At 64.9% G+C, this 22,249-nt stretch carries 18 protein-coding genes; 6 read left to right on the top strand and 12 right to left on the bottom strand.

Annotated elements, in window-relative coordinates:
* The first annotated feature begins 90 nt into the window (after positions 1-90).
* From G4G71_RS22615 to G4G71_RS22595, 5 genes are all read left to right on the top strand, one after another.
* Positions 91-1,089: a zinc transporter ZntB gene (locus G4G71_RS22615; RefSeq protein ID WP_169940337.1), complete on the top strand. Its 999-nt coding sequence runs from the start codon at positions 91-93 to the stop codon at positions 1,087-1,089.
* A 54-nt stretch (positions 1,090-1,143) separates the two neighbouring features.
* A complete protein-coding gene (locus G4G71_RS22610; RefSeq protein WP_037010426.1) occupies positions 1,144-1,392 on the top strand; it encodes a hypothetical protein in 249 nt (82 codons plus the stop codon).
* A 2-nt stretch (positions 1,393-1,394) separates the two neighbouring features.
* Positions 1,395-2,219: a mechanosensitive ion channel family protein gene (locus G4G71_RS22605; protein WP_169940334.1), complete on the top strand. Its 825-nt coding sequence runs from the start codon at positions 1,395-1,397 to the stop codon at positions 2,217-2,219.
* Between the two features lie 73 nt (positions 2,220-2,292).
* Complete coding sequence (gene sigX / locus G4G71_RS22600; RefSeq protein WP_169940333.1) at positions 2,293-2,883, top strand: RNA polymerase sigma factor SigX; 591 nt, start codon at positions 2,293-2,295, stop codon at positions 2,881-2,883.
* 108 nt (positions 2,884-2,991) lie between these two features.
* Positions 2,992-4,050, top strand: coding sequence for an OmpA family protein (locus tag G4G71_RS22595; RefSeq protein WP_045208524.1), 1,059 nt, complete (start codon positions 2,992-2,994; stop codon positions 4,048-4,050).
* A gap of 67 nt (positions 4,051-4,117) precedes the next feature.
* Here the strand turns inward: G4G71_RS22595 and cobA are convergent, their stop codons facing one another.
* The 11 genes from cobA to acnB all read right to left on the bottom strand — a co-directional run bounded on the left by cobA (position 4,118) and on the right by acnB (position 20,363).
* Positions 4,118-4,855 (bottom strand): uroporphyrinogen-III C-methyltransferase, encoded by a 738-nt coding sequence (cobA, locus tag G4G71_RS22590; protein WP_169940331.1) that lies wholly within the window; start codon positions 4,853-4,855, stop codon positions 4,118-4,120.
* 36 nt (positions 4,856-4,891) lie between these two features.
* A complete protein-coding gene (locus tag G4G71_RS22585) occupies positions 4,892-7,606 on the bottom strand; it encodes a nitrate reductase (protein WP_169940329.1) in 2,715 nt (904 codons plus the stop codon).
* 35 nt (positions 7,607-7,641) lie between these two features.
* Positions 7,642-7,971, bottom strand: coding sequence for a nitrite reductase small subunit NirD (gene nirD / locus G4G71_RS22580; RefSeq protein ID WP_169940327.1), 330 nt, complete (start codon positions 7,969-7,971; stop codon positions 7,642-7,644).
* A gap of 56 nt (positions 7,972-8,027) precedes the next feature.
* Positions 8,028-10,478 (bottom strand): nitrite reductase large subunit NirB, encoded by a 2,451-nt coding sequence (gene nirB, locus G4G71_RS22575; protein ID WP_169940325.1) that lies wholly within the window; start codon positions 10,476-10,478, stop codon positions 8,028-8,030.
* A gap of 273 nt (positions 10,479-10,751) precedes the next feature.
* Positions 10,752-12,422, bottom strand: a complete 1,671-nt coding sequence (locus G4G71_RS22570; RefSeq protein WP_169940323.1) for a bifunctional protein-serine/threonine kinase/phosphatase — start codon at positions 12,420-12,422, stop codon at positions 10,752-10,754.
* 152 nt (positions 12,423-12,574) lie between these two features.
* Complete coding sequence (locus G4G71_RS22565; RefSeq protein ID WP_169940321.1) at positions 12,575-13,786, bottom strand: nitrate/nitrite transporter; 1,212 nt, start codon at positions 13,784-13,786, stop codon at positions 12,575-12,577.
* A gap of 319 nt (positions 13,787-14,105) precedes the next feature.
* Positions 14,106-14,534 (bottom strand): thioesterase family protein, encoded by a 429-nt coding sequence (locus G4G71_RS22560; protein WP_169940319.1) that lies wholly within the window; start codon positions 14,532-14,534, stop codon positions 14,106-14,108.
* A gap of 98 nt (positions 14,535-14,632) precedes the next feature.
* Complete coding sequence (locus tag G4G71_RS22555; protein WP_169940317.1) at positions 14,633-15,325, bottom strand: polysaccharide lyase family 7 protein; 693 nt, start codon at positions 15,323-15,325, stop codon at positions 14,633-14,635.
* A gap of 238 nt (positions 15,326-15,563) precedes the next feature.
* Positions 15,564-16,142, bottom strand: coding sequence for an ANTAR domain-containing response regulator (locus tag G4G71_RS22550; protein WP_169940315.1), 579 nt, complete (start codon positions 16,140-16,142; stop codon positions 15,564-15,566).
* Positions 16,143-16,144: 2 nt separating this feature from the next.
* Positions 16,145-17,347: a CmpA/NrtA family ABC transporter substrate-binding protein gene (locus tag G4G71_RS22545; protein ID WP_169940313.1), complete on the bottom strand. Its 1,203-nt coding sequence runs from the start codon at positions 17,345-17,347 to the stop codon at positions 16,145-16,147.
* 406 nt (positions 17,348-17,753) lie between these two features.
* Positions 17,754-20,363 (bottom strand): bifunctional aconitate hydratase 2/2-methylisocitrate dehydratase, encoded by a 2,610-nt coding sequence (acnB, locus tag G4G71_RS22540; protein ID WP_169940311.1) that lies wholly within the window; start codon positions 20,361-20,363, stop codon positions 17,754-17,756.
* A gap of 382 nt (positions 20,364-20,745) precedes the next feature.
* Between acnB and G4G71_RS22535 the strand changes: the two genes are divergently transcribed.
* On the top strand, positions 20,746-21,222 hold the full coding sequence (locus G4G71_RS22535; protein ID WP_169940309.1) for a DUF1289 domain-containing protein: 477 nt from the start codon (positions 20,746-20,748) through the stop codon (positions 21,220-21,222).
* A 146-nt stretch (positions 21,223-21,368) separates the two neighbouring features.
* Here G4G71_RS22535 and G4G71_RS22530 read toward each other — a convergent pair whose 3' ends face one another.
* Positions 21,369-22,232, bottom strand: coding sequence for a universal stress protein (locus tag G4G71_RS22530; protein WP_169940307.1), 864 nt, complete (start codon positions 22,230-22,232; stop codon positions 21,369-21,371).
* Positions 22,233-22,249 lie beyond the last annotated feature (17 nt).

Here is a 22,249-nt window from a genome sequence, read left to right as displayed (position 1 = left end):
CACAAGGTTTCGAGTCAATGCCGGGAGCGCAAGCTTCCGGCATTTTTCATGGAGCTGCGTTCACGCGATCTGGAGCGAAGGGGAAAGGGCATGCAGCAGTACGAAAGCGGCACGGAACGCGGGTTGATCGACGGCTTCGTGCTGGATGGCCATGGTGGCGGTCGGCGGATCACCCGCAGCGAGTTGCCGCTGCTGGACCTCAAGCCCGAGGAAAGCCTTTGGGTACACTGGGATCGTGGCGTGCCCGAAGCCCAGACCTGGTTACGCGAGTCCAGCGGGCTGAACGAGTTCGCCTGCGACCTGCTGCTGGAAGAAGCGACACGCCCGCGCCTGGTGGACCTGGGTGGCGAGCGCCTGCTGCTGTTCCTGCGCGGGGTGAACCTGAATCCCGGTGCGGTTCCGGAGGACATGGTCTCCTTGCGTGTCTACGCCGAGTCGCAACGGGTTATTTCCCTGCGCCTGCGTCCGCTCAAGGCCGTGGCTGACCTGCGCGCCGACCTGGATGCGGGGCGCGGCCCCAAGACCGCGTCGGAAGTCGTCCTCTACCTGGCCCATTACCTCACCGATCGCGTGGACACCCTGATCGGTGGTCTGGCCGACCAACTTGACGCCATGGAAGAAGCCATCGAGGAGGACGAGCGCAGCATCCCCGACCAGCATCAATTGCGCACCCTGCGTCGACGTGCCGCAGGCCTGCGGCGATATCTCGCGCCCCAGCGGGAGATCTACTCGCAGATGATCAAGTTGAAGCTGTCCTGGACGGTCGCCGACGACGCCGACTACTGGAACGAGCTGTACAACCGCCTGACCCGCAACCTGGAAGAACTGGAGCTTGTCCGAGAGCGCATCAGCCTGATCCAGGAAGCCGAACATCGTCGAATTACCGAGCGAATGAACCGCACCATGTACCTGCTTGGTATCATCACCGGCTTTTTCCTGCCCATGAGCTTCGTGACCGGGCTCCTGGGCATCAACGTTGGTGGCATTCCGGGTGCGGATGCGCCTTATGGGTTCGTCGCTGCCTGCCTGTTGATCGGTGGTCTGGCGACATTCCAATGGTGGATATTCCGCCGCCTGCGTTGGCTCTAGGTGTGACTTTCGAGGTAGTGAGGGCGTCAAGCACCTCACACAGGCGAGGTGCGTATGCACGACCCATTTGAAGAATCCTTGCGCGATCTGCTGCGAATGCCCCCGGAACAGCCGGGCGACGACTCGCGCCTGGACCGTGTGCTCAAGACTGCCAACCGTCAGGTGGGCGCGGGCGATCTGTTCAGCCTGATTGGGCACTGGTTCCAGGCCCTGTCCATCGGTGTGAGCCGTGGCGCCGCACACCTTGCACCCGTCTCGCGCCACGCGCAGAATTCCGCCCCTTCCGCTGACAAGGCCGACTGAACATGCAATTCGACATCTGGACGCAAAGCCTGCTCACCGCGATGAACACCCTGTGGAGCAAGCTGGCCGGGTTCATCCCGAACCTGCTGGCCGCACTGGTGATCGTGCTGCTCGGCTTCGTCGTCGCCAAACTGCTCGATGCGCTGCTCTCCAAGCTGCTCGCCAAGCTCGGCCTTGATCGCCTGATGGCGGGTACCGGCCTGACCAAGCTGCTGGCCCGTGCCGGCATCCAGGTGCCGGTCTCGACCCTGATCGGCAAGATCATCTACTGGTTCGTGCTGCTGGTGTTCCTCGTCTCTGCCGCGGAGTCTCTGGGCCTGCAGCGTGTCTCGGCGACCCTGGACATGCTCGCGCTGTACCTGCCCAAGGTGTTCGGCGCGGCGCTGGTGCTGATCGTCGGCATCCTGCTCGCCCAACTGGCCAACAGCCTGGTGCGTGGCGCCGCCGATGGCGTCGGCCTTGAATACTCCAACGGCCTGGGCCGTGTCGCGCAGTGGCTGGTCATCATCATCAGCATCTCGGTCGCCATCGGCCAGCTCGAGGTGAAGACCGACCTGCTGAACTACATCATCGCCATCGTGCTGATCACCATCGGTCTGGCCGCCGCGCTGGCGCTGGGCCTGGGCAGTCGCGAAGTGGCGGGGCAGATTATCGCGGGGATCTACGTGCGGGAGCTGTATCAGGTCGGACAACAGGTGAAAGTGGCGGATATCGAAGGCATCATCGAGGAAATTGGCACCATCAAGACTATCCTGCTGACAGACGAGGGTGAGCTGGTGTCGATCGCCAACCGCATCCTGCTCGATCAGCGTGTGACCAGTCGCTGAAGATGATGACCGATTGCCGGTCCGGCTTCCTGAAAGCCGCGCCGGACGCTGACTTGACCTGGCCCGACCCGACTTGAACAAGCCGCAATCATTGTCCTTGCGCTATGACCCGCGCCAGCTCACCGATGAGGAGCTGGTGGAGCGTTCTCACGAGGAGCTATACCACGTGACGCGGGCCTATGAAGAGCTGATGCGCCGCTACCAGCGCACGCTGTTCAACGTCTGTGCGCGCTACCTGGGCAACGACCGGGACGCCGATGATGTGTGTCAAGAGGTCATGCTCAAGGTGTTGTATGGTCTGAAGAACTTCGAGGGGAAATCGAAGTTCAAGACCTGGCTGTACAGCATCACTTACAACGAGTGCATTACCCAGTATCGGAAGGAACGGCGCAAACGCAGATTGCTCGATGCGCTGAGTCTGGATCCAATCGAGGAGGCATCTGAAGAGAAGTCTCCGAAAGTCGAGGAACGGGGTGGGCTAGACCGCTGGCTAGTTCATGTCAATCCCATTGATCGGGAAATCCTAGTCCTTCGATTTGTAGCTGAACTGGAGTTCCAGGAGATCGCCGATATCATGCACATGGGGCTTAGCGCCACGAAAATGCGCTACAAGCGTGCACTCGATCGAATGAGAGAAAAGTTTTCCAATGTGACGGAATCTTAGTCGGGGAAATATTGTCTCTCTGTTTGGGAAGTTCTGATAAACTTGCCACCCAAGTTGTACGGCCTATGGTTGGACAACTTATTGACCACCAAGATGGGGATTTAACGGATGAAACTGAAGAACACCTTAGGCGTCGTAGTTGGCTCGCTGATCGCCACCGCCGCTGTCAACGCGTTCGCTCAAGGCCAGGGCGCCGTCGAAGTCGAAGCCTTCGGCAAGCGCTACTTCACCGACAGCACCCGCAACATGAAGAACGCCGATCTGTACGGCGGCTCGGTCGGCTACTTCCTGACCGACGACGTCGAGCTGGCTCTGTCCTACGGTGAGTACCACGACGTACGTGGCACCTACGAGACCGGCAACAAGAAGGTCCATGGCAACCTGAGCACTCTGGACGCCATCTACCACTTCGGCACCCCGGGTGCTGGCAACCTGCGTCCGTACGTTTCCGCCGGCGTTGGCCACCAGAGCCTGACCAACATCAACTCCGACAACGGTGGCCGTCAGAACCTGACCATGGCCATGGTCGGTACCGGTCTGAAGTACTACTTCACCGAGAACTTCTACGCCAAAGCCAGCCTCGACGGTCAGTACGGCCTGGAGAAGCGTGACAACGGTCACCAGGGCGAGTGGATGGCAGGCCTGGGCGTTGGTATGAACTTCGGTGGCGGCGCCAAGCCGGCCCCGGCTCCCGAGCCGGTTGCTGAAGTCTGCTCCGACTCCGACAACGACGGCGTCTGCGACAACGTCGACAAGTGCCCGAACACCCCGGCCAACGTCACCGTTGACGCCAACGGCTGCCCGGCTGTGGCTGAAGTCGTTCGCGTTCAGCTGGACGTGAAGTTCGACTTCGACAAGTCCAAGGTTAAAGAGAACAGCTACGCTGACATCAAAAACCTGGCTGACTTCATGAAGCAGTACCCGTCCACCTCCACCACCGTTGAAGGCCACACCGACTCCGTCGGCACCGACGCCTACAACCAGAAACTGTCCGAGCGTCGTGCCAACGCCGTTCGTGACGTACTGGTCAACGAGTACGGTGTTGAAGGCGGCCGCGTAAACGCTGTTGGTTACGGTGAGTCCCGTCCGGTTGCTGACAACGCAACCGCCGAAGGCCGCGCTGTTAACCGCCGCGTAGAAGCCGAAGTGGAAGCCCAAGCCAAGTAATTGGTCTGAGCTGACGAGAAAAACCCGGCCTAGGCCGGGTTTTTCTTTGCCTGCAGAAAAGCAAGGTTCAGGCAGTACGGGCCAGGATCGCCTGTTGCGCGGCGGCAGCAACTTCGCCGATCACCAGGATCGCCGGGCTCTTCATGGCGAAGTGCTGGGCGTCTTCCAGCATGTCGCCCAACTGGCTGCGGTATTCGCGTTGGGTGGGCAGAGAGGCGTTCTCGATCATCGCCACTGGCGTGCAGGCAGCCATGCCGCCTTCGAGCAGCCCGTCGCGGATTTCAGCCAGTTTCGCCACGCCCATGTACACCACCAGGGTTGTCCCGCCTTCCGCGAGGGCTCGCCAATTCAGCGGGCTATCGTCCTGAGTGTGGGCGGTCACCAGGGTCACTCCACGGCTGACGCCGCGCAGGGTCACGGAAATGCCGCATTGGGTGGCGGCTGCCAGCCCGGCGGTGATGCCGTTGACCAGCTCGCATTCGATTCCCCGCGCCTTGAGCCAGTCGACCTCTTCGCCACCACGGCCGAAGATGCACGGGTCGCCGCCTTTCAGGCGCGCCACGCGGCGCCCCTGGCTTGCGTAGCGCAGCATCAGGCGGTGGATGAAGTCCTGCGGTGTAGAGCGGCAGCCGCCGCGCTTGCCGACGGCAATCACCCGAGCCGACGGGCAGTGTTCCAATACCGCCGGATTCACCAGATCGTCGATCAGTACTATTTCGGCTTGAGCCATGGCGCGCACGGCTTTCAGGGTGAGCAGCTCGGGGTCTCCCGGACCGGCGCCGATCAGCCAGACTTTTCCACTCATGTCGTTCTCCTCAGGCTGCCGTCTTCGCGGCTTGGTTCAGGCGGTCGCCGCCAGCGGCTTGCGGGCCAGCAGGCGCTTGATTTCCGGTACGCAGGAACCGCAGGCAGTCCCGCACTTGAGTTCGCATTTGAGGCCTTCCAGGTCCAGGCCCTTATCGATGCCGGCTTGTATACGGCTCTGGCTGACGTTCAGGCAGTTGCACAGGGTCTTGTCCATCGCGCCGCCGGACTTGCCAGGGGCGGCGCTGAGCGGGGCGAGCAGCCAGCGGCGCAGTTCCTGGTCGGCGCGGCCTTCCTTCCACAGTTCGCGCAGCCAGGCGCGAGCGGCGGTTTCGCCGGCCAGGCGCAGCGAGACAATTCGTGATTGTTCGATACGCACGCGTTTGCCGACGGTGCGGCGTGGGTCGTCATAGGCCATGACCGGGCCATCGGACAGGCCGAGCAGAGCATCGATGCGGGCCAGCCACTCCGCGCTGGGCGCCTCGACGTGCGCAGCGCGGATCACCAGTGCCGGTCGCTCGCGGCCGGTGGGGCTGAAGCTGGCGTAGCGCAGGTCTTCGAACAGCGGGCGCAAGGCATCGAAGCGCTTCTGCACCTCGCCTTCCACCAGGGCGAAGAACTGCCAGGGCAATTCAACGCGACTGACCTCGACCGTGGCGTGCTTCAGTTCGGGTTGGCGTGATAGCGGGTCCACGGCAGGCAGGGTCAGGACGTTGATGCCCAGCCCCTTGAGATAGCGGGCGCCCCAGTGCATCGGCAGGAAGGCCTGGCCGGGGCGCAAACGCTCGTCAGCCTGCACCGGCAGCACCAGTTCGCCACGCCGGCTGTGCAGGCGCACCAGTTGGCCGTCGCTAATGCGCCGGCGGCGCAATTCGGCTGGGTGCAGGCCGAGCACGGCTTCTTCGACGTGGCCGAACAGTTGCGGCGCTGTGCCGGTGCGGGTCATGCCGTGCCACTGATCGCGCAAGCGGCCAGTGTTGAGGATCAGCGGATAGCGCGCATCGCGTTTTTCCTTCGGTGCGCGATAGGGTTCGGCGATCAATCGGGCGCGTCCATTGATGGTGGGGAACTGTCCGTCGCCATACAGGCGCTCGGTACCGCGCAGCGCGCCGGGGCGGAGGGGCCACTGCTGCGGACCATGGGTGTCCAGCAGTGCGTAGTCGATGCCGGAGAGATCGAGGTCGCGCTCCCGCGTGAGCAGCTTGTATTCGTCGAACAGCGCGGACGGCGATTCGAAATCGAACAGGCTGGGCTTGGCGGGGCGGAGGTGTTGCTCCAGGCGGCGGGCGAAGTCGCAGGCGATGCTCCAGTCTGCCCGGGCTTCACCGATGGCGTGAATGGCCGGGCGCACATGGCTGATGCGGCGTTCGGAGTTGGTCACCGTGCCTTCCTTCTCTCCCCAGCTGGCGGCCGGGAGCAGCAGGTCGGCGTACTGGCAGGTTTCGCTGGTGCTGAAGGCTTCCTGGACGATGACGAAAGGGCAGGCAGCCAGGGCTTCGCGCACGCGGGTCTGGTCCGGCAGTGATTGGGCCGGGTTGGTGCAGGCGATCCACAGGGCCTTGATGCGGCCGCCGCGGACCGCATCGAAGAGTTCGATGGCGCTCAGGCCGGGATTTTCCGGGAGCTTTTCGACTCCCCAGTAAGCGGCGACTTCCGCGCGGTGTTCGGCGTTCGAGGCTTCGCGGTGTCCGGGCAACAGGTTGGACAGGCTGCCGGTTTCGCGGCCGCCCATGGCGTTGGGCTGGCCGGTGAGCGAGAAGGGGCCTGCGCCGGGCCGGCCGATCTGCCCGGTGGCCAGGTGCAGATTGATCAAGGCACTGTTCTTCGCGCTGCCGGCGGTGGACTGGTTGAGGCCCATGCACCAGAGCGAGAGGAAGGACGGTGCCTGGCCGATCCACTGAGTGGCGCGTTGCAGGTCATCCACGCGGATACCGCAGATTTCCGCCACGGCCAGCGGGCCGTAGTCGCGCACCAGGGCTTTCAGCTCCTCCAGGCCTTCGGTGTGGGCGTCGATGAAATCGCGGTCGATCCAGCCCTCCCAGAGCAGGATGTGCAGGATGCCGTGGAACAGCGCGACATCGGTTCCGGGCAGGATGGCCAGGTGCAGGTCGGCCTGCTCGGCGGTGTCGGTGACGCGCGGGTCGATGACGATCAGCTTCATCTCCGGGCGTCGCGCGCGGGCCTCTTCCAGGCGGCGGAACAGCACGGGGTGGGCGTAGGCCATGTTGCTGCCGGCGATCATCACGCAGTCGGCCAGTTCGATGTCCTCGTAGCTGCAGGGCGGGGCGTCGGCGCCCAGGCTGCGCTTGTAGCCGACCACCGACGAGGACATGCACAGGCGTGAGTTGCTGTCGATGTTGTTGGTGCCGACCAGCGCGCGGGCCAGCTTGTTGAAGGCGTAGTAGTCCTCGGTCAGCAACTGGCCGGAGACATAGAAGGCCACGCTGTCCGGCCCGTGCTCGCGGATGGTTTCGGCGAAGATGCCAGCGGCATGCTCCAGGGCGGTGTCCCAGTCGGTGCGAGTGCGCGACAGGCCCTTGCCCAGGCGAAGCTCCGGGAACTGTGCGCGAGCATCCGCATCGCCGGTGAGGTGCAGTGTCGATCCCTTGCTGCACAGGCGGCCGAAGTTGGCCGGATGCTGTGGGTCGCCCTGTACGCCCAGGATGCGCTCGTCGTCGTGTTCGATCAGTACGCCGCAACCTACGCCGCAGTAACAGCAGGTAGATGCGGTGGTGCGACGGTTGTTGGTCATGGCGCAGCCTCGCTCAGAATCAGAAGCACGGGAAATCACGCGCAGTGGGCGAGGTCGCCGCGCAGGGCCAGCAGCACGCGGCCATCCTCGACTTTCGCCTCGTGGCGATGGGCGCAGCCCTGGTCGGGAGCCACGGCTTCCCCGCTTTCCAGCTCGATCTGCCAGTTGTGCAGCGGGCAGGCCACGCGCTTGCCGTAGATCAGGCCCTGGGACAACGGGCCTCCTTTGTGCGGGCAGCGGTCATCGAGGGCGAAGACTTCGTCGGCGGCGGTGCGGAAGATCGCGATGTCGCCCTTGGGGCCGGCGATGACGCGCGATCCCAGCGGGTTGATGTCGTCCAGGGCGCAGATGTCGAACCAGTTCATGGGGTGTCTCCGGCAATCGGGTAGTAAGGGCCCCGATGGCGGGGCCCGGCGGGCACTCAGGCGGGTTCCAGTTGTTTGAGCGGAATCCGTTCGAATTCCTTCTTCAGCGGCTGCTGGGCGATACGCTCCTGCCATGGGTCCTGCTCCAGTGACAGGGAGAATTGCAGCCGCGCATTGAGCGCCTGGCGGTTCTCCGCGTCTTCCAGCACGGCCTTCCTGATGCGCTCCATGCCGACCCGTTGCAGGTAGTGCACGGTGCGCTCCAGATAGAAGGCTTCCTCGCGGTAGAGCTGCAGGAAGGCGCCGCTGTACTCGCGGACTTCGTCGGCGCTCTTGAGCTTGACGAAGAACTCCGCCACCTCGGTCTTGATCCCGCCGTTGCCGCCGATATACAGCTCCCAGCCCGAATCCACGCCGATGATGCCGATGTCCTTGATACCGGCCTCGGCGCAGTTGCGCGGGCAGCCGGAGACCGCCAGCTTGACCTTGTGCGGCGACCACATGTTGAACAGGTCGTGCTCCAGGTCGATGCCCAGTTGGGTCGAGTTCTGCGTGCCGAAGCGGCAGAACTCGCTGCCCACACAGGTCTTCACGGTGCGGATGGACTTGCCGTAGGCATGGCCGGAGGGCATGTCCAGTTCCTTCCAGATGGCCGGGAGATCGTCCTTCTTCACGCCCAGCAGGTCGATGCGCTGGCCGCCGGTGACCTTGACCATGGGCACCTGGTACTTGTCAGCGACGTCGGCGATGCGCCGCAGCTCGGCGGCGTTGGTGACGCCGCCCCACATGCGCGGAACGACTGAGTAAGTGCCGTCTTTCTGGATGTTGGCGTGGGCGCGCTCGTTGATCAGGCGCGACTGCGGATCGTCCTTCGCTTCTCCCGGCCAGGTGGAGATCAGGTAGTAGTTGAGTGCCGGACGGCAGGTGGCGCAGCCATCCGGAGTGCGCCAGTCCATGAAGCGCATGGCGGCGCTCAGGCTGATCAGGTGATGGTCGCGGATCGCCTGGCGCACCTGACCGTGGTTCAGATCGCTGCAGCCGCAGATGGCTTTCTCGCTCTTGGGCTTCACATCCGCTGCGCCGCCCACGGTGCTGATCAGGATCTGCTCCACCAACCCCGCACAGGAGCCGCAGGAACTGGCGGCCTTGGTGTGCTTCTTGACCTCGTCGACGCTGAACAGGCCGTTCTCCTGGATCGCCTTGACGATGGTGCCCTTGCACACGCCGTTGCAGCCGCAGACTTCTGCGTTGTCTGGCATGGTCGCTGCGCTGTTCTGGCCCTGGTGGCCGACATCGCCAATGTTGCTCTCGCCGAACATCAGGTGGTCGCGGATTTCGGCGACGTTGTGGTTCTCGCGGATCTGCCGGAAGTACCAGCCACCGTCGGTGGTGTCGCCGTAGAGGCAGGCTCCGACCAGTACGTCGTCCTTGATCACCAGCTTCTTGTACACGCCGCCGATGGGGTCGGAGAGGGTGATGGTCTCGGTGCCTTCGCCGCCCATGAATTCGCCGGCGGAGAACAGGTCGATGCCGGTGACCTTAAGCTTGGTGGAGGTCACCGAGCCCTGGTAGCGGGCGAAGCCGAGCATGGCCAGGTGGTTGGCGCAGACCTTGGCCTGCTCGAACAGCGGCGCCACCAGGCCGTAGGCGATGCCGCGGTGGCTGGCGCACTCGCCCAGGGCGTAGATGCGCGGGTCATAGGTCTGCAGGGTGTCGTTGACCAGGATGCCGCGATTGCAGGGCAGGCCGGTTTTTTCTGCCAGCTCGGTGTTGGGGCGGATGCCAGCGGCCATGACCACCAGGTCGGCGGCGATCACTTCGCCGTCCTTGAAGCGGATAGCGCAGACGCGGCCGCTGCCGTCATCGATCAGCTCTTCGGTATGGGTGTTCAGGCGGAAGTGGATGCCGCGCGATTCCAGCGCTTCTTGCAGCAGCTTGCCGGCGGTGCGGTCCAGTTGGCGTTCCAGCAGCCAATCGGAGAGATGCACCACGGTGACGTCCATGCCGCGCTGCTTGAGGCCGTTGGCCGCTTCCAGGCCGAGCAGGCCGCCGCCGATGACCACTGCGTGGCTGTGGGTGCCGGCGGTGTCGATCATGGTCTGAGTGTCGGCGATGTCGCGATAGCCGATCACGCCCTGCAGGCGGCTGCCCGGCACCGGCAGGATGAAGGGGTTGGAGCCGGTGGCGATCAGCAGGCGGTCGTACTCGGCCTCGGTGCCATCTTCGGCGTAGACCTTGCGACGATGGCGGTCGATGCGGGTGACCTTACGGTTGAGCAGCAGGCGGATGCCGTTCTCGCTGTACCAGTTGAGGTCGTTGAGGACGATGTCCTCGAATGCCTGTTCGCCGGCCAGCACGGGGGAGAGCAGGATGCGGTTGTAGTTGGGATGGGGCTCGGCGCCGAACACGGTGATGTCGTAGAGGTCGGGCGCGATCTTCAGCAGTTCTTCGAGGGTGCGCACACCGGCCATGCCGTTGCCGATCAGTACGAGCTTGAGCTTTTTCATGTCAGGGCTCCGCGTCACGGAAAAATCACGGAAAACAAAAAAGGCGTCCCGCCGGTTACCCAGCGAGGACGCCTTTGTCCAAGTCCCGTTCGATCGGGAAGTGCGAGCCTCTTCGTTGAGGGACGCGCTTTTGTAGATTGTTGAAACGGTTATTGCAGGGGCTGTGCCAACTTGCTCGGGCCCCGGTTTCCGGGGCTTTCACGTAGATCGCCCGGCGAATCGTCGTTTTTGCTGCACTGCGGTGAAGCGCTTTGAGCCGATCTGGTGCGCGCCTCAGCCGTGGTGCAACAGCCAGAGCAGCAGCCCCAGGTTGATTGCCAGGGAGGCCAGTGCGACGCCGCGCCAGACCCGCAGCGGTTCGCGCTCCAGGAGTGGGCGCGGGCGCGCCGGGGCCTGCCGCTCGCCTTGTTCCAGAGCCAGCAGGCATTCCTCGGCGGTTTCAAAGCGCTGCTGCGGCTGGGCGGCGGTCAGCTTTGCCAGCCAGTCGTCGAGCCAGGCCGGTATATCCGGGCGATAGCGGCTGGCCGGTGCGGGCGTGCCGAAACGCGGATGTTGGAAGGCTTCGATCTCGCCATAGGGGTATTGGCCGCAGAGCAGTCGATACAGCGTGACACCGGCGGCGTAGAGGTCCTGGCGCGTATCCGGCGGCGCGCCCTGGAAGGATTCCGGCGCAAGGTAGCTCGGGGTGCCAGGCAGGTCGTGCGGGTCTTCCTGCGACAATCCGGGGCAGTAGGCGAGGCCGAAGTCCAGCAGGCGCAGTTCGCCGTCGTCGGCCCAATGCAGGTTTTCCGGCTTGATGTCGCGGTGCAGGATGTTGCGCCTGTGCAACTGGCCCAGACCTCGCAGCAGGCGCTGGGCGAGGTCGAGCCAGTCGGGCAGGTTCAGCGGGCCGTTGAGTTTCAGCTGCTCGTCCAGCGTCTGCCCCGGGTACTCACGCATTACGTAATAGAGGTGCTGGCGCTGCGGCAGGCTGTGCAGTTCGGGGAAGTAGCGGCCCTGCACCCGGCGCAGGAACCATTCCTCCAGCAGCAGCGACTGGGCGGCTTCCGGAGAATCGCGTAGCGCTGGCGGCAAAGTTTTGAGCAGCCAGGGACGATTCTGCCTGTCGCGCACGCGGTAGATCAGCGACTGGCGGGACTGGGCCAGCTTGCCGTCGATCTGCCAGCCCTCGAACTCCTGTTCGTCCCTCAATGCTGGCGCTGCGGGCCAGTGGTCGAGTTGGGCAAGGGCGTCGCCGAGGCTCGCGGGTGGCAGTTCGTCCACCTGCAGGAGCAGGGCGCTGGCGTTGTCCTGGCTGCCCGCCAGGTGGGCGGCGCTGACCAGTGCGTCGGCGCAGGCCTGCAGGCTCTGTGCGTCCTCCAGCAGGCGCTGGATGGCGCTGTCGCCCAGGGTGGCCCAGATGCCGTCGCTGACCAGCAGGAAGCTCTGTCCGGCTGTCAGTTCGCCGTCGCAGTAGTCCACCACCAGATGCTGGTCGAGGCCCAGCGCGCGCTTGAGTACGTGCTGCATACCGGGCTGTTCCCAGACGTGGTCCTGGGTCAGGCAATCCAGGACACCTGCGTGCCAGCGGTACAGGCGGCAGTCGCCGACATGGGCGAGGGTATAGCGCCGGCCACGCAAGACCAGCGCAGTGAGGGTGGTGAGCAGCGGCTGGCCGCCACCGTTGGCCTGCAGCCAGCGGTTCTGCGAGATCAGCAGGCGGTCGAGGGCCTGGGCGACGGCCCAGGTCTCGGGGGTGGCGTAGTAGTCGGCGGCCAGCGCCTGCAGGCTCAGGCGAGCGGCCAGGCCGCCGTCGGCGCAGTGGCTGACGCCGTCAGCGATGGCGAACAGGTGCCCCTTGCTGGCGGCCAGCCCGGCGGGCGGGGTGACTACCCGCAGGGCGTCCTGGTTCTCGTCGCGCGGGCCGGTGGCGCTGGCCTGGGCGAAGGAAATCCGCAAAGTCATCGCCGACACCTGTAGGAGCGAGCTTGTGACCCACAGGGATGTGGGGAATGCCGAATGTTGTCGGGAACAAAATCGGCCTCGCGAACGGATTTCCCGGCGACTCCGGCGTTAAGCGGTTCGCGAGCAAGCTCGCTCCTACAAAAGCGCATGGCTTAAACCCGCGCCGCGGTAACGGCGGCGCTGCCCCAGGTGGTGCGCCAGCGGGCCTTCACCGCGTGCAGGCCGAACCAGGCCAGTACGCCGAGGCTGGCGAACAGCCAGAGGCCGATCTGGTAGTCACCGGTGGCCTGCTTGATCGCTCCCAGGCCTGCGGTCAGGCAGAAGCCGCCGATGCCGCCGGCCATGCCGATCAGGCCGGTCATCACGCCGATGGTCTGGCGGAAGCGCTGCGGTACGAGCTGGAACACCGCTCCGTTGCCCGCGCCGAGGCTGAGCATGGCGACCACGAAGAGGCTGAGCGCGGCCATCGCGCTGGGCAGGTGGAAGCCCACGGCGGCGATGCAGATCGCGGCGACGGTGTACATCACCAGCAGGCTGCGGATGCCGCCGATGCGGTCGGCCAGGGCACCGCCCAACGGGCGCATCAGGCTGCCGGCGAAGACGCAGGCGGCGGTGTAGTAGCCGGCCGTCACCGGGTCCAGGCCGTACTGGTCGTGGAAGTAGCCGGGCAGGGTGCTGGCCAGGCCGAGGAAGCCGCCGAAGGTCACGCTGTAGAAGAACATGAACCACCAGCTGTCGCGATCGCCCAGGGCCTTCAGGTAATCCGCCAGAGACTTGGCCGGCGGCCGCTCGGGAGCGTTGCGGGCGAGCAGGGCGAACACCGCCAGAGTGGCCAGCAGCGGGATCAGCGCGAAGCCGAAGACGTTCTGCCAGCCGAAGGCGGCAGCGATGGCCGGGGCGAACAGGGCCGTCAGCACCGTGCCGGAGTTTCCCGCGCCGGCGATGCCCATGGCCTTGCCCTGGTGCTGCGGCGGATACCACTGCGAGGCCAGTGGCAGCGCCACGGCGAAGGAGGCGCCGGCCATGCCCAGCAGCACGCCGAGGATCATCGCCTGCTCCAGGCTGTGGATGCCCAGCCGCCAGGCGCCGAACAGCGCGCAGATGACGATCACCTGGCCGAGGATGCCCGCGGCCTTGGGTGACCAGCGATCGGCCAGCAGGCCCATCAGGAAGCGCAGGACGGCGCCGGAGAGGATCGGCGTGGCGACCATCAGCGCGCGCTGTTGGGTGGTCAGTTGCAGGTCGGTGGCGATCTGCACGGCCAGCGGGCCGAGGACGTACCAGACCATGAAGCTCAGGTCGAAATACAGGAAGGCGGCGAAGAGGGTCGGCGCATGGCCGGCTTTCCAGAAACTCGTGTTCATCGAACACCTCATCAGCAACGGTTGAGGGCTCCGGTCAGGCGCTCACATGGCAGCCGCCGGGCTCGGGAAAAGTCCTGCTGAGCCCCTGCGCCGGGGCAAACGAAAAAGGCGTCGCTCCACCCACCGCAAGCTGCGGGTGTGGATGCGACGCCTTTGTCGTAGGTTGGGTAATCGCCGTTGACTACCGCCGCCCTTGACTGAGCAAGGTGCGGGCCAAGGTGAAAGAGCCTCGGCGGATCAGGGCGATGCCGGATGAGGTGGGATCAGCAATGATCCATCGTGGGGCGTTCCGATGGATGGCGCGCGCCATGCTGGAGCGTCAGGCGATCCAGTTGACGTTGGGGAAGGTGTCGCGGAATGCCGTCGGTATCTCCACGACCTTGCCGATCTTGTAGTCGAAGAACACGAAGCCGGACTTGGCCATCGCCACCAGGGTGCCGTCGGCCGGGCGGGTGATGCGGAAGATGATGTCGCCGCCGTACTTGTTGAAGTCCATGACGCCGACCTCGAACAGCAGCTGGTCGCGGGCGTGGGCTTCGGCGCGGTAGGTGGTGGCGAGGTCGGTGACGATGATGCCGGTCTCGCGGATGCCGTAGTCGAACAGGAAGCGCGCGCGGGCCTCGGAGATCATCGAGATCATCGAGTCGTTGCCCAGGTGGTTGGCGCCGTTGATGTCGGTGACGCGGACGGTGAGTTTGGTGCTGTAGATGAACAGTGCTTCGGGGAATTCCAGTTTCAGGCGGGCCATGGCGATCTCGGTGACAAGGCGGCGGGTAGTGCGGATGTGCCGCGCATTCTACGCGCAGTCCGCCGCTCCCGCGCCTCATCAGGCCACTGAATGGCCGGTCAGCGATGCGCCATGTTCAGGTGGAAGACGGTCACCCGCGCACCCTCGCTGCTGTTGCCGTAGTTGTCGTTGATATAGGCGCCGGCCTTGAAGTAGAGCAGCTGCTTGGACCAGGTGGTGCTGAGGATCTTGCGGTAGTAGTTGGCGCGGCCGTCGGAGGTTTCCACGCGAATGGCCAGGTTGCCCACCGAGGTGACGCGCAGGCTGTAGTTGAAGGTCTGATCCAGCGCGATGTTGTCGATCAGCGGGACATTGATGCTGGCCTTGTCGTCGGGGTGGTTGCGTACCAGGGCTTCGAGTCGCCCGCTCTCCAGGGTTGGCAGATAGTGATACTGCAGCTTGACCAGTGGCTCGCCATCACCGGTATAGGGCGAACGGCTGTGGATCTGGCCGATGATGATCTTGTTCTTCGATGGTACCTGCTGGACGCTCATGGTCACGCGCAGCTCGTTGTCGCCCTGGTTGTAGAACCAGTTGGCGACTTCGCCGGCGGTGGTTGTCTCGCGCAGTTCACTGCGGGGATAGACGCTGTCGGAGGTGTGCGAGCCAGTGACGGGCACCCAGAACACCAGCTGGCTGCCGTCTCTCTTGAAATAGCGGCTCTGGTAGCCTCTGGCGATCTGCTCGGTGGTGACTTCGGTGGGGCGTGGGTCGGTGGGAACGCTGAGGTTCCAGGTGCTGAGGTCGATCATGGGCTTGCCCTTGCTGAGCCGCGCTTGCGGCGAGGTCGGGTGGGCGCCGAGGTGCCTAGCCGGCGGCGGCCACTGCGATGCGTCATCGAACCCTGCCGATGACGCTCCGGGGGCCCGGCCTTGACGCCGGGCGGGCGCAGCATAGGACGTTGCCGGGAGGGCAGGGGCCAGCTTGGCGGCTGGCGAAATGATCGCGCCTTGCCGCCGCTGGCAGTTGGCCGGTCCTATCTCTTTGATGTCAGTGTCCGAGCATCTCGTGCATCGCGATGATCTGTTCCGCCACCTGCGAAAGCTTCTGCTGGCGGCCCATGGCCTGGCGGCGCATCAGGGTGTAGGCCTCCTCCTCGGCGCAGCCTTTCATTTTCATCAGCAGGCCCTTGGCCAGTTCGATGCGCTTTCGCTCCGCCAGTTGCTGCTCGCGGGCCTGCAGTTGGGCGCGCAGGGCCTGGTCGCTCTCGAAGCGGGCCATGGCGACATCGAGGATCGGTTGCAGGCGCTGGGCCTGGATGCCCTCGACTATGTAGGCGCTGACCCCGGAGCGAATGGCCTGGCGCATCACCTGCGGGTCGTGCTCGTCGGTGAACATGACGATGGGGCGTGGCTGGTCGCGGCTGACCAGCACCACCTGCTCCATCACGTCGCGACCGGGGGATTCGGTGTCGATGAGGATCACATCGGGGCGCAGGGCTTCCACTCGCTGCGCGAGGTCGACGGTGAGGCCGGATTCGTCGATCACCTCGAAGCCGCACTCCACCAGCGCAGCCTTGAGGCGCCCGACCTTCTTCGGGGTGTCGTTGATCAGCAGGACGCGCAGCATGCTCAACCTCGTTCCGCCAGGGCATTCAGCTCGAAGCTGCGGGCATAGCCGGCCGGATCGCTGCCATCCCAGAGGCGACCGTCGATCAGCGTAGAGGTGCGCATTTCGCCGTCCGGCACGCTGACGCCCAAGGCGCTGGCGGCTTCGCGGTACAGCGCGAACTGTTGGACCTGACGAGCGATGCCGAGGTAGTCGACGTCCTCGCGCAACAGGCCCCAGCGGCGGAACTGGGTCATGAACCACAATCCGTCGGAGAGCCAGGGGACGTTCGCCTGCCCGTCGTTGAAGAAGCGCAGCGGGTGCGCGTCCTGCCAGGCGTGGCCGAGGCCGTCCTGGTAGCGGCCGAGCAGGCGCGGTTCGATGCTGGCGAGCGGGGCGTCGACATAGTCCTCGCTGCTGATCAGCCGGGCGGCGCTGCGCAGGTTGTCCTGGCTGGCTTCGATGAAGCGGCTGGCATCAAGAAGGCTCATCACCAGGGCGCGGACCGTGTTGGGGTATTGCTCGACGAAGGCGCGGGTGGTGCCCAGGACTTTTTCCGGGTGGTCGGGCCAGATCTGTTGGCTGGTGGCGAGGGTGAAACCCATGCCTTCGTCCACCGCCAGTGCGCCCCAGGGGCCGCCGGCGCAGAAGCCGTCGATGCGCCCGGCCCTGAGGTGCTCGACCATCTGCGCTGGCGGCACCACCAGGCTGCGCACGTCCTGCAGCGGATGAATGCCGTGGGCGGCCAGCCAGTAGTAGAGCCACATCGCGTGCGTGCCCGTGGGGAAGGTGTGGGCGAGGGTGAGTTGCGCACCGTTCTGGCGCACATGGCTTTGCAGTGCTTCAGCAGAGGTCACGCCGTCGCGCATCAAGGGGGCGGAAAGGTTGATCGACTGGCCGTTCTGGCACAGGCCCATGAGCACGGCCATGTCCGTGGCCGGGGCGCCGCCCAGGCCCAGTTGCAGGTCGTAGATCAGGCCGTAGAGGCTTTGCGCCGCATCGAGCGCGCCGCTCAGCAGGCGGTCGCGCAGGCCGGCCCAGGAGCTTTGGCGTTGCAGGTTCAAGGTCAGGCCGTAGGGCTGGCCGAAGCCCTGGGTCGCGGCCACCACCAGGGAGGCGGAATCGGTGAGGGCCATGAAGCCCAGGTTGAGCGCGGCCTTCTCCGGGGCATCGGAGCCGGCCACCCAGGCCAGGTTGCCCGGCAGTGCGCTGGTACTGTCGATCATCTCCACCTCTGAACGCGCGCTCATGCACTCTTAATACGAAAAGGCGCCGCTCCACCGGCCTTCGAGGGGCGGTGGCAGCGACGCCATTGTCGGAGGGCGACCCGCCGTTGGATCACCGTTTGCGAAAGCGGAGCAAGGGCTGTGCCAGGGGATTGGCAGAAAAAAGAAGCCCCGCCATGGAGAGCGGGGCGCAGAGGAAGGGAGCGCACCTCTGGAGGGTTCCACAAGGGCACCTGGGCACGGAAATCGGCAGGAGCCTGTTGTCCACCTTAGACCTCGAGGCCCGGGGCGCAACCGGTCAATAAGTATTAGGCCCATCGTTAGGGTAGGGCTGCAGGCGTCTATTTCGCGTCCTGCAAAAGAAAAGCCCCGCACTAGGCGGGGCTTTTCGTCACGCTGGGATCACTCAGACCTGAACGGCCGGGATCTTCGCGTTGGCTGCAGCTTCGCGGAACTCGGCGATCTGGTCGAAGCTCAGGTAGCGGTAGATATCGGCAGACATGCTGTCGATGTCCTTCGCGTAGGCCATGTACTCCTCGACGGTCGGCAGCTTGCCGATGATCGAAGCGACAGCGGCCAGCTCGGCGGATGCCAGGAACACGTCGGTGGCATCGCCCAGACGGTTCGGGAAGTTACGGGTCGAAGTGGAGACCACGGTCGAACCGGTCTGTACGCGAGCCTGGTTACCCATGCACAGCGAGCAGCCCGGCATTTCCATGCGCGCGCCAGCCTTGCCGTAGATGCCGTAGTAGCCTTCCTCGGTCAGCTGGTGGGCGTCCATCTTGGTCGGCGGAGCCAGCCACAGACGGGTCGGAATGCCACCCTTGACCTTGTCCAGCAGTTTGCCGGCAGCGCGGAAGTGACCGATGTTGGTCATGCAGGAACCGATGAAGACTTCATCGATCTTGCGGCCTTCGACGCTGGACAGCAGGCGAGCGTCGTCCGGGTCGTTCGGAGCGCAGAGTACCGGCTCCTTGACGTCGGCCAGGTCGATCTCGATGACCGCGGCGTACTCGGCGTCCTTGTCGGCTTCCAGCAGTTGCGGGTTGGCCAGCCAGGCTTCCATCGCTTGCGCGCGGCGCTCCAGGGTGCGGGCGTCGCCGTAGCCTTCGCCGATCATCCAGCGCAGCAGGGTGATGTTGGACTTCAGGTACTCGGCGATGGCCTCTTCCGGCAGCTTGATGGTGCAACCGGCAGCCGAACGCTCGGCGGAGGCGTCGGACAGCTCGAAGGCTTGCTCGACGGTCAGGTCGTTCAGACCTTCGATCTCGAGGATGCGGCCGGAGAAGATGTTCTTCTTGCCCTTCTTCTCGACGGTCAGCAGGCCGGCCTGGATCGCGTAGTAGGGGATCGCATGGACCAGGTCACGCAGGGTGATGCCCGGTTGCAGCTGGCCCTTGAAACGCACCAGAACCGATTCCGGCATGTCCAGCGGCATGACGCCGGTGGCAGCGGCGAAGGCCACCAGGCCGGAACCGGCCGGGAAGCTGATGCCGATCGGGAAGCGGGTGTGCGAGTCGCCGCCGGTGCCGACGGTGTCAGGCAGCAGCATGCGGTTCAGCCAGCTGTGGATGATGCCGTCGCCCGGACGCAGGGAGACACCGCCGCGGGTCATGATGAAGTCCGGCAGGGTGTGGTGGGTCTTGACGTCGATCGGCTTCGGATAGGCAGCGGTGTGGCAGAAGGACTGCATCACCAGGTCGGCGGAGAAGCCCAGGCAAGCCAGGTCTTTCAGCTCGTCGCGGGTCATCGGGCCGGTGGTGTCCTGGGAACCGACGGTGGTCATCTTCGGTTCGCAGTAGGTGCCCGGACGTACGCCCTGGCCTTCGGCCAGACCGCAGGCGCGGCCAACCATCTTCTGGGCGAGGGTGAAGCCCTTGCCGCTGTCGGCCGGCGCTTCCGGCTTCTTGAACAGGTCGGACGGGGCCAGGCCCAGCTCGGCACGGGCCTTCTCGGTCAGGCCACGGCCAACGATCAGCGGGATACGGCCGCCGGCGCGGACTTCGTCCAGCAGAACCGGGGTCTTCAGCTCGAAGGTGGTGACCACTTCGCCGCTGTCATGACGCACGACCTTGCCTTCGTAAGGGTATACGTCGATGACGTCGCCCATGGCCAGGTTGGTGCAGTCGAACTCGATCGGCAGGGCGCCGGCGTCTTCCATGGTGTTGTAGAAGATCGGGGCGATCTTGGTGCCGAAGCAGAAGCCGCCAGCGCGCTTGTTCGGAACGTAGGGGATGTCGTCGCCGAAGAACCACAGCACCGAGTTGGTGGCGGACTTGCGGGACGAACCGGTGCCGACCACGTCACCGACGTAGGCAACCGGGAAGCCCTTGGCCTTCACGGCTTCGATTTGCTTCAGCGGACCGACGGAGCCCGGCTGGACCGGCTCGATGCCGTCGCGGGCCATTTTCAGCATGGCCAGGGCGTGCAGCGGGATGTCGGGGCGCGACCAGGCGTCCGGAGCGGGGGACAGGTCGTCGGTGTTGGTTTCGCCGGGGACCTTGAACACGGTCAGGGTCAGCTTCTCGGCGACAGCCGGACGGGCCTTGAACCACTCGCCATCAGCCCAGGACTGCAGCACGGCCTTGGCGGCAGCGTTGCCTTTCTTGGCGCGCTCGGCGACGTCGTGGAAGGCGTCGAACATCAGCAGGGTGTGCTTCAGTTGCGCGGCGGCGACTTCGGCCAGCTCGGCGTTGTCCAGCAGCTCGACCATGGTGGCGATGTTGTAGCCGCCCTGCATGGTGCCCAGCAGCTCGAGGGCGCGGGCTTTGTCCAGCAGCGGGGAAGTGGCTTCACCCTTGGCGACGGCGGACAGGAAACCGGCCTTGACGTAGGCGGCTTCGTCCACGCCCGGCGGTACGCGGTTGGTGATCAGGTCGAGGAGAAATTCTTCTTCGCCGGCCGGCGGGTTCTTCAGGAGTTCGACCAGACCTGCGGTCTGTTCGGCGTTCAGCGGCTGGGGCACGACGCCCTGGGCGGCACGCTCTTCTACGTGTTTGCGATAGGCTTCAAGCACAGTATTTCCCTCATCAGTGGTCCCGGAGGACGCGTATCCAGGAGACCCCTCCGATCCATTCGTCAGGCATGGTGGACGGTAATCCACTGACCTACGACGGCACCGGCGATCTCCGGGCAGAAGCTGTTTTCAAAGTTTTACGCCGGTGGGGCCTGGGACGTGAGGGACTGGGCGCTTGAGGGAGGCGCCCAGACCGCGCGGCTGCCGGAATCTGTGCTTCGTGACGCTTTGAAAACAGCTTCTTTCGGACAATGACGCCAAAAAGGCGCAGCCATTCTAATGGAATTAATGGGCCTTGGTAAGCCGATTTGCGTGGCGCCCGAGGGTGATCTTGCCTAGACAAAGGGCTAACATGCCTGCTTTGCCGGCAACCTGTTCAACCATGTCTTCGCAACGCATCAAAACCCCCTGTGTCGGGCTCTGCTCGACGGTCTATGGCGACCTGGTCTGCCGTGGCTGCAAGCGTTTCCACCACGAAGTGGTGAACTGGAACCGCTACGGCGACGAGGAGAAGCGGGCGGTCCTGAGCCGTCTGGAAGTCCTGCTGGCGCAGGTGATGATGGCCAAGCTGGAAGTCTTCGATGCGCCGCTGCTGCGCAGCCAGCTGGAGCAGCGGCAGATACGCTTCGTGCCCGAGCAGTCGCCCTATTGCTGGGCTTACCAGCTGATCGCCCGCGGCTCGCGGATGATCAACCAGGTGGAAGCCTATGGCCTGGCACTGCTGCCGGAATTCCGCGGCTGGACACTGCCGGACCTGCGCGACGCCATCGACAAGGAGTTCTTCATCCTTTCCGAGGCGCATTACGAGCGCTATATCGCGCCGAGCTTCCTGGCCGAGGGGCTGGAGCCGCGGGTCTGATCGTCGCCTGCTAATCAAAAAGCGCCCGGATGGGCGCTTTTGCTTTCTGTAGGAGCGAGCTTGCTCGCGAACCATTTCCCGCCTGCTGCGATGCTGGGCGGTTCGCGAGCAAGCTCGCTCCTACAGGTTGGGTTTCAACGTGACCGTCAGGGCTTGGCAGCGACCTCTTCCAGATGCGCAATGATGTCGTCCGGCTTGAGCACCAGGATGTCGCTCTCCAGGGAATCGAGCACCACTTCGGCGGTGTTGCCGATCAGCGCGCCGGACAGCCCGGTGCGCGCCACGCTGCCGATCACCGTCACCGCCGCATCGAGGTTGTGGGACGCGCGGGGAATCAGTACGTCCGCCGGGCCCTCCTCGATGTGCAGGTGCTGGTCGTCGACGCCGTATTCAGCCTGGAACGCCTTGCACGCCTCACGGTACTTGGCCTCGATGGTCTCGCTGAGCTGGAAGGTCGGGTCAGCGGCCGAAAGCATCGGCGAAGGGTGTGCGCTGATCACGTGCAATTGCCCGTGAGCGAGGCCGGCGATGTCGTAGGCGTGGCTGACGATCCCGGCATGCAGCGTGCGGTGCTCGATATCGTTGTTGCCTACGTCCACTGCGGCGAGGATGTTGCGGCCGGCCCAGGGCAGGCTGGTCTTCACCAGGAGTACGGGGGCGGGGCAGAAGCGCAGCAGCTTCCAGTCGTCCGGGGTGAGCAGGGCTTTTTTCAGCGGGTTGTCCGGGCTGTGCTGCTTGATCACCAGCCCGCAGCCTTCGGCTAGCTGCTCGGCGATGATGGTCTGGTGCAGGTTGTCCTTCCAGGCCTGGCGGCTGGAAGCGCTGAAACCTTCCTGGCGCAGCACCTCGGCGACTTCCTCGAGCTTGGCGCTGTAGTCGGCGCGCCGCTCGCAGGCCAGCAGATGCAGGTGCGACTGGGTCACGCTGGCGATCAGGCGGGCCCGTTTCAGCGCGAGACCTTCCGGCTGGTCCGGGTCCACGACTACGAGGATGCTACGGATGGCTTGCATGATCGTCTCCCTTCGTG

The organism is Pseudomonas multiresinivorans (assembly GCF_012971725.1).
Lineage (GTDB): Bacteria > Pseudomonadota > Gammaproteobacteria > Pseudomonadales > Pseudomonadaceae > Pseudomonas > Pseudomonas multiresinivorans.
Note: the sequence above shows the minus strand (reverse complement) of the source record. Positions and strands in the feature narration are given on the sequence as shown.